The following is a 5,590-nucleotide window of genomic DNA, read 5'->3' as shown; positions in this document are numbered from 1 at the left end:
CGGGCTGTGCTTCGGCCTCGCCTTCATGATTGGCATGCTGCTGTTCGGGCCATACCTGCTCGCGCTGCTTGGCGGCCGCGGCCAGGTGCTGGCGCATGCTGAAGCCTATGTGCAGGTGTTCTTCGGCGGCGCCGTGCTGCCATGGCTGATGAACTCGATGGCCGGCGTGTTGCGTGGCACCGGCAACATGAAGCTGCCGTCGCTGCTGATCCTCAATTCGGCGATCCTGCAGGTCATCCTGGGCGGCACGCTTGGCCTCGGGCTCGGGCCGGTGCCGCAATTCGGCATGCGCGGCGTCGCTGCCGGCGCGCTGCTGTCCTATCTCGTCAGCATTTCGGTGATGGGCTGGTATCTGTTCTCGGGCCGCGCGCGCGTCGTGCCGAAGGTGCGAGGCTTGCGGATCAGCGGCGCCATGCTCGGCGACATCCTGAAGGTCGGCGCGGTCTCCTGCCTGTCGCCGCTGCAATCGGTGCTGTCGATCTCGATCTTCACGCACTTGCTGGCGAGCTTCGGCACTGCGGTGCTTGCCGGCTACGGCATCGGCGCGCGACTGGAATTCATGCTGACCTCGATCGCATTCTCCTTCGGCATCGCCTCCGTGCCGATGATCGGCATGGCGATCGGCGCGGAACGGATCGCCCGTGCCAGGCATATCGCCTGGACCGCGGGACTGACGTCCTTCATCGCCGTCGGCGCGCTCGCGACTGTGATTGCGCTCGTCCCGAGTCTGTGGGTCGACATCTTCACCCAAGACGAGACCGTGCGGTTCGCAGGCCGGCAATATTTGCGGACCGCCGCCCCGATGTACGCCTTCATCGGGCTCGCGATCTCGATGTACTTCTCCTCGCAAGGCGCCGCGAAAATGGCCGGGCCCGTATTGGCACAGACGGCGCGGCTGATCTTCATCGCGTCCGGCGGCTGGTGGCTGTCGATGCATGAAGCGACCGCGCAAACCTTCTTCACCCTCGCGGCGACATCGATGGTGCTGCTTGGCGTGCTCTCCTGCGGCAGCGTGATCCTGACACGCTGGGGACCGAAGCCGGCGGCGATCGCGATCCGTCCGGCGCTATCGCGCTAATGATGGCGACGCCGCCGGTGATGGCTGTTGCCGCTACCGGCCAGGCCGACGAGTTGCGGGATCATCGTCATCATCCCGCTGCCGCCGAGCATGCCCATGAGGTCACCACCACCTGCGAAGCCGCCGGCCGGCGACACCGAGGCGTCCAAGCCAGTTGCGGGTGTGTTGCCACCAAATCCACCCAGTCCGCCGAGGCCACTCGCGCCGAGACCACCGCTTCCTTGCGTCATGTTGCTCATCATCGGCCCCATGGTTTGCATCAGCCTGCCGAAGCGGCGCTTGCCCATCTTGGCCTTCATCATGTTCAGCATCGGCGCCATCTGGGTCATCATGTCCTGACCGCCGCCGTCACCGCCGAGGCCAGCGATCTGCGCTTTCGCCGGTGCGATGATCATAACCAACAACACGATCAGTGCCGCGGCGCGGCCAATCATCCTGCCCGCATTCGTCATGGTCTGTTCCTCGCATGCGCTGCTTCGCGGTGCGAAGCTGTTCGGAAGCATGCGGGAACTTAACGGTGCTTAGCGCCGCCATCCGTGAGGGACGTCACGCAGTCGTTGCGCGGACTGCTCTGAACTCGGTGACCACGCGCCAGCTCGCTCCCTGGTCTGACGAGATCTCGCCGCGCCAGAGGAAGGAATCGGCCGCGATCTCCAGGAAACGCCAGCGAATCAGCCGACCGTCTGCGGTGCTGCCCAGCTGCACGATGTCGGCACCCTCGGCGCGGCCGATCATCTGCGAGATGTTCTGCGTCACCGGGTCGAACCATTGCACGTGCCAGGCATCGGTGCGTGGATCGAACACCCGCAAGGTCGTGCCGTAGGTGTTGACATTGGCTGCAGCGTCGCCCGTACGCTGCGCGCCGCGCGGCGGCACGATCCAGACGTCCTGGATGGCACGGCCCTCCAGCGTCCAGCCAAAATGCCATTCGCCCTTGCGCCGCCGCTCCGCGCCGTCCTCGGCGAACTGCCTGACGTCGAGATCCCAGGAGCCGACGAAGCGGCCGTAGAGATCCATCTTGCCGGCGCGGTCCGGAGCCGGACCGGTGGCGCCAAGCGCAGCAAGGAAAGCGGTTGTCATGACGCCAGCGCTCCCAGCGTCTTCTGCATGGCAGCGGCGCCGAGCTTCATCTGCTGCTCGATGTAGGGCGCGATCTCGTTCGGCAGCACATCGGTGATCCAGATGACCCGGCAGCGGGCCGCGCCGTCGGCGATCACCTGGAACGAGGCGCTGTGCTGGCTTACGCGCTCGCTCGCGACCGAGTAAACCAGCCGCTGCCGCTGCTCGTCGCAACTGACGAAGCGTTCACGCACGGCGGTGCCGTTCGCAAAGGTCACGATCCGCGCGTCGCCGTCGAGCTTGGTGTCGGTGACGAAGCCGGGCGCAAAGCGTGTATGCACGGCGCCGAAATCGCGCACCACGTCCCAGACCGCCGATGCCGGCGCATCGATGGGAATGTCCATATAAATTGTTGCCATGGCTGAATCCTCAGGTGCACACGGCTTCGACATTGTTGCCGTCGGGGTCGATCAGGAATGCCGCATAATAGGTTGCGCTGTAATCGGCACGCGGTCCGGCGCCGCCATTGTCGCGGCCGCCGGCCTTCAAACCCTCGCTGTGGAATTTCGCGATCGCGGCATGGTCGGGCGCCTGGAACGCGACGTGGACGCCGCCCTGGCTCTGGCCCGGCGCGTGATACAGCCACAGAGCCGGCTCGCCCTTCGGGCCGATCCCTGCTGAGGTCTCATCCTTGGTGCAGAGAATGTGGCCAAGCGGCGCGAGCGCAGCCGTGTAGAAAGTCACGCTGGCGTCGAGATTGCCGACATGCAGCCCGAGATGGTCGTACATGATGATCTCCATGTGATGCGCACATTCATGCGCGCCATGGCGATCAGTTAAGCTCGGGAGCCTTCGGGTTGACTTGGAAAATCTTGCGCTCGCCCCGCGCGGCCTGACGGAATTTCAGCGGCGAGAGCCCGGCGGCGCGGTGGAAGGTTCTGGTGAAATTGGAGAGGTCGGCAAATCCGACGTCATAGGCGATGTCGGTGACGGCGGCATCGTCGTGGACCAGTCGCCGCGCCGCATGACGCAGCCGGGAGCGCAAGAGATATTGATGCGGGGTGACGCCGAGCGTCGCCGAAAACATGCGCAGGAAATGAAACGGGCTGATGCCGGCCTCGCGTGCGGCATCTTCCAGCTCGATCTCGCGATGTGAGTTGGCATCGATCCACAGCGCGGTCTCGACCGCACGGCGGCGGTCGCGGGCCGTGGGCCTGGCGGGCTGCGATGGCTTGCCGGACGTGGTGGCGACGAAGCGGCTGGCGAGCAGATGGCCGATCTCGTCGAGGCCGATATCGCTGCGCCCGTCAGCCGCGGCCTGGGCGAGCTCGCCCAGCACCATCAGCTCCGGCATTGGCGGCACGGCGCCGGCCTGCCAGACCGCCTTGGTATCGCCGATGCTCGCCACCACGTCGGGCTCGAGGAAGAACGACAGGCATTCGTCGCCGCAGACGTGATCATGGGTGCACATGAACTCGTCGCCGGGATGTCCGATGAACAGGCCGCCCGCGACCAGCTCGAAGAAGCGGCCGCGATGATGGCAGCCGAAGCTGCCCTTGCGTACGTAAGAGACGGAATGGCAGCCGAACTGCTCGACGAATGGCGCGCCGCCGGCTTCCGCGGTGCAACGGAAGTCGGAGACGCTGACGGAGCGGCTCTTGAACAGGATGGTCGTAGCCATCCAGCAAATCTAGTGAGCCGCGCGCGGCCGATCAACCGTCAGCAAGACATCGAACAGGGTCAATCCGGTTCGCGGCACCGTGCCTTCGAGCGAAAGCAAGCGGCGCTTGGAGATGACGCCGTTGTAGGCCGAGACCTTGTCGAGGCCGCTGCCGGCGTCGAGCACGCGATGGCATGGCACGATCAGGGGATAGGGATTTTTCGCCAAGGCGTTTGCCACAGAATGCAGAGCGCCCGCGACATGCAGATGCGCCGCGATCTGATCATGAATCCGGGTTTCGCCGCGTGGGATGCGACGGAGATAGTCATAGACCCGCTGATTGAATGGCGAGATATCCGTCATATCGAGATGGATGTCCGCGAGATCGACGTCCTGTCCACGCAGCGTGGCGACGATAGCATCGATGGCAGCCGCAATGCTCGGCGGAGGCCGCAATTCACGGGCTTCAGGAAACAGCTTGAACAGGCGCCGGAGCGTCTCGATCTCTCGTGCTTCCGGCAACTGCACGCCGACCACACCTGCTTCGCTCCACGCGATGCCGCAACGGCCGAGCGTCGTCTCGAAAACGGTGTACCCACGCCCCATTCCGCCACCCCAACCCCACGCTACATCATATCACTGGCCGATCAGGTCGCATCTGAAATCAATCAGATGTTAACCATGATGGACTGAGGCAGGGTGTGCCGTGATTTGGGTCGTCCTTGTCAAGCGTGATCGTTGCGCTGCGATGCTGCGCAGAATGCCGCGCCAGATGAATGTGCCTTCGTGCCGATCGCAAATCGCTTTGACGGCTGCGGCTCAGATCCGCGGCGCCTGCGCTTCCCGGACAAAATCCGGATCGTGCGCAAGGAAGATCTCCAGCAGCGTCAGGAACGTGACGATCACGCCGATCGCGATGCTGACATGCATCGCCGGAGTATGGGCGAAGCCAAGCAGCCAGGGGGCTGCGATCAACCAGAGGCCGACGGCGACCTTCAACCATTCTTCCCAATCGGCGAAGGCGAGGAAGCCGGCGGCCGACAGCGCGATCAGGACGTAGCCGGCGACTTCGGCGTCCATGCGGCCTGCGCTGCGAATGAAGCCGAACAGCCATGGCGCGGCAACCAGGAAGATGCCGCAGAGCAACGTGTAGATGTCGAGGATCGAGGCGCTCCAGAATTTGGTCTGCACCTTGCGGGTCAGTTCATGGGTCATGAGGGTCTCTCCCGGGTTCTGTCGCGACGAGATGGCCGAGCCGAGCGAGGATAGCTGAGACTGGGTCCGGCAGCACGAGCGCTATTCGGCTCTGCCGCTCATTCTCGATCACGAACGGGCGACCGGGATTGGAGTTCCCGGCGGCGCCGATGGGTTCGCCGACAGCCATGGAGACCACCCGGCGCCGCCCATCCCAGGCATTGGCGCTCATATTTCATCGGTTCTGAGCGCTGTGTTGCAATCGTAACGCAATCAGTCACACCAAAAATCTTCAAGTAACAGGGCGCATGCATCTCCTCTCGTTCGAGTCGAGGGAGAGAGACATGCGGATCGCAGAACTGTGTCCGGTCATGCGCCGGGTCGAGCGGCTCCTCTCGCTCGTGCAGGCGGGCCTTGAGTTGGATGACGGCGTGGGTCGGCACGCCGCGGCGGAGCCTAGCTGGCCGCAAGCTGGGCACGTCATTCCGGACGCCGAGCCGTGACGCTGCTGTCGCGCCTGTTTGCGCTGGTGACCGTGGCGCTGCTGCCGGCGATCGCGATCCAGTCCTATAACGAGGTCGATCTTCGTCGGTCACGCC

The 5,590-nt window shown here is 64.5% G+C and carries 9 protein-coding genes; 2 read left to right on the top strand and 7 right to left on the bottom strand.

Annotation, left to right across the window (positions count from 1 at the left end; all coding sequences use genetic code 11):
- Positions 1-1,078, top strand: a 1,078-nt coding sequence (locus tag WA702_RS21625) for an MATE family efflux transporter (protein ID WP_425112590.1), incomplete at its 5' end; no start/stop codon positions are given.
- Here WA702_RS21625 and WA702_RS21620 read toward each other — a convergent pair.
- The 7 genes from WA702_RS21620 to WA702_RS21590 form a co-directional block, all read right to left on the bottom strand.
- The gene (locus WA702_RS21620) at positions 1,075-1,530 is read right to left on the bottom strand and encodes a hypothetical protein (RefSeq protein WP_425112589.1); all 456 of its coding nucleotides are present in this window, start codon (positions 1,528-1,530) and stop codon (positions 1,075-1,077) included. The two genes, WA702_RS21625 and WA702_RS21620, sit on opposite strands and share 4 nt — an antisense overlap.
- Before the next feature lie 94 nt (positions 1,531-1,624).
- Positions 1,625-2,158, bottom strand: coding sequence for a hypothetical protein (locus WA702_RS21615; protein WP_425112588.1), 534 nt, complete (start codon positions 2,156-2,158; stop codon positions 1,625-1,627).
- A complete protein-coding gene (locus WA702_RS21610) occupies positions 2,155-2,556 on the bottom strand; it encodes an SRPBCC family protein (RefSeq protein WP_425112587.1) in 402 nt (133 codons plus the stop codon). The genes WA702_RS21615 and WA702_RS21610 overlap by 4 nt, the downstream gene beginning before the upstream one ends.
- Positions 2,557-2,566: 10 nt before the next feature.
- Entirely contained in the window at positions 2,567-2,926 is a 360-nt protein-coding gene (locus WA702_RS21605) for a VOC family protein (protein ID WP_425112586.1), read from the bottom strand.
- A 43-nt stretch (positions 2,927-2,969) separates the two neighbouring features.
- A complete protein-coding gene (locus WA702_RS21600) occupies positions 2,970-3,818 on the bottom strand; it encodes a helix-turn-helix transcriptional regulator (RefSeq protein ID WP_425112585.1) in 849 nt (282 codons plus the stop codon).
- A gap of 9 nt (positions 3,819-3,827) precedes the next feature.
- On the bottom strand, positions 3,828-4,403 hold the full coding sequence (locus tag WA702_RS21595) for a methylated-DNA--[protein]-cysteine S-methyltransferase (protein ID WP_425112584.1): 576 nt from the start codon (positions 4,401-4,403) through the stop codon (positions 3,828-3,830).
- Positions 4,404-4,616: 213 nt separating this feature from the next.
- On the bottom strand, positions 4,617-5,012 hold the full coding sequence (locus WA702_RS21590; protein WP_425112583.1) for an SPW repeat protein: 396 nt from the start codon (positions 5,010-5,012) through the stop codon (positions 4,617-4,619).
- A 323-nt stretch (positions 5,013-5,335) separates the two neighbouring features.
- On the opposite strand from WA702_RS21590, the gene WA702_RS21585 reads away from it, so the two are divergent.
- Positions 5,336-5,494, top strand: coding sequence for a hypothetical protein (locus WA702_RS21585; protein WP_425112582.1), 159 nt, complete (start codon positions 5,336-5,338; stop codon positions 5,492-5,494).
- Positions 5,495-5,590: the final 96 nt, after the last annotated feature.

Source organism: Bradyrhizobium sp. (genome assembly GCF_049798375.1).
Lineage (GTDB): Bacteria > Pseudomonadota > Alphaproteobacteria > Rhizobiales > Xanthobacteraceae > Bradyrhizobium.
The sequence above is the reverse complement of the archived record's forward strand: the minus strand, read 5'-3'. Positions and strand labels throughout refer to the sequence as shown.

Bases quoted from the DNA above. Each gene is read 5' to 3' on its own strand.
- WA702_RS21595 (WP_425112584.1), bottom strand. From the start codon at position 4,403: ATGGGGCGTGGGTACACCGTTTTCGAGACGACGCTCGGCCGTTGCGGC.
- WA702_RS21590 (WP_425112583.1), bottom strand. From the start codon at position 5,012: ATGACCCATGAACTGACCCGCAAGGTGCAGACCAAATTCTGGAGCGCC.
- WA702_RS21615 (WP_425112588.1), bottom strand. From the start codon at position 2,158: ATGACAACCGCTTTCCTTGCTGCGCTTGGCGCCACCGGTCCGGCTCCG.
- WA702_RS21605 (WP_425112586.1), bottom strand. From the start codon at position 2,926: ATGTACGACCATCTCGGGCTGCATGTCGGCAATCTCGACGCCAGCGTG.
- WA702_RS21585 (WP_425112582.1), top strand. From the start codon at position 5,336: ATGCGGATCGCAGAACTGTGTCCGGTCATGCGCCGGGTCGAGCGGCTC.
- WA702_RS21620 (WP_425112589.1), bottom strand. From the start codon at position 1,530: ATGACGAATGCGGGCAGGATGATTGGCCGCGCCGCGGCACTGATCGTG.
- WA702_RS21600 (WP_425112585.1), bottom strand. From the start codon at position 3,818: ATGGCTACGACCATCCTGTTCAAGAGCCGCTCCGTCAGCGTCTCCGAC.
- WA702_RS21610 (WP_425112587.1), bottom strand. From the start codon at position 2,556: ATGGCAACAATTTATATGGACATTCCCATCGATGCGCCGGCATCGGCG.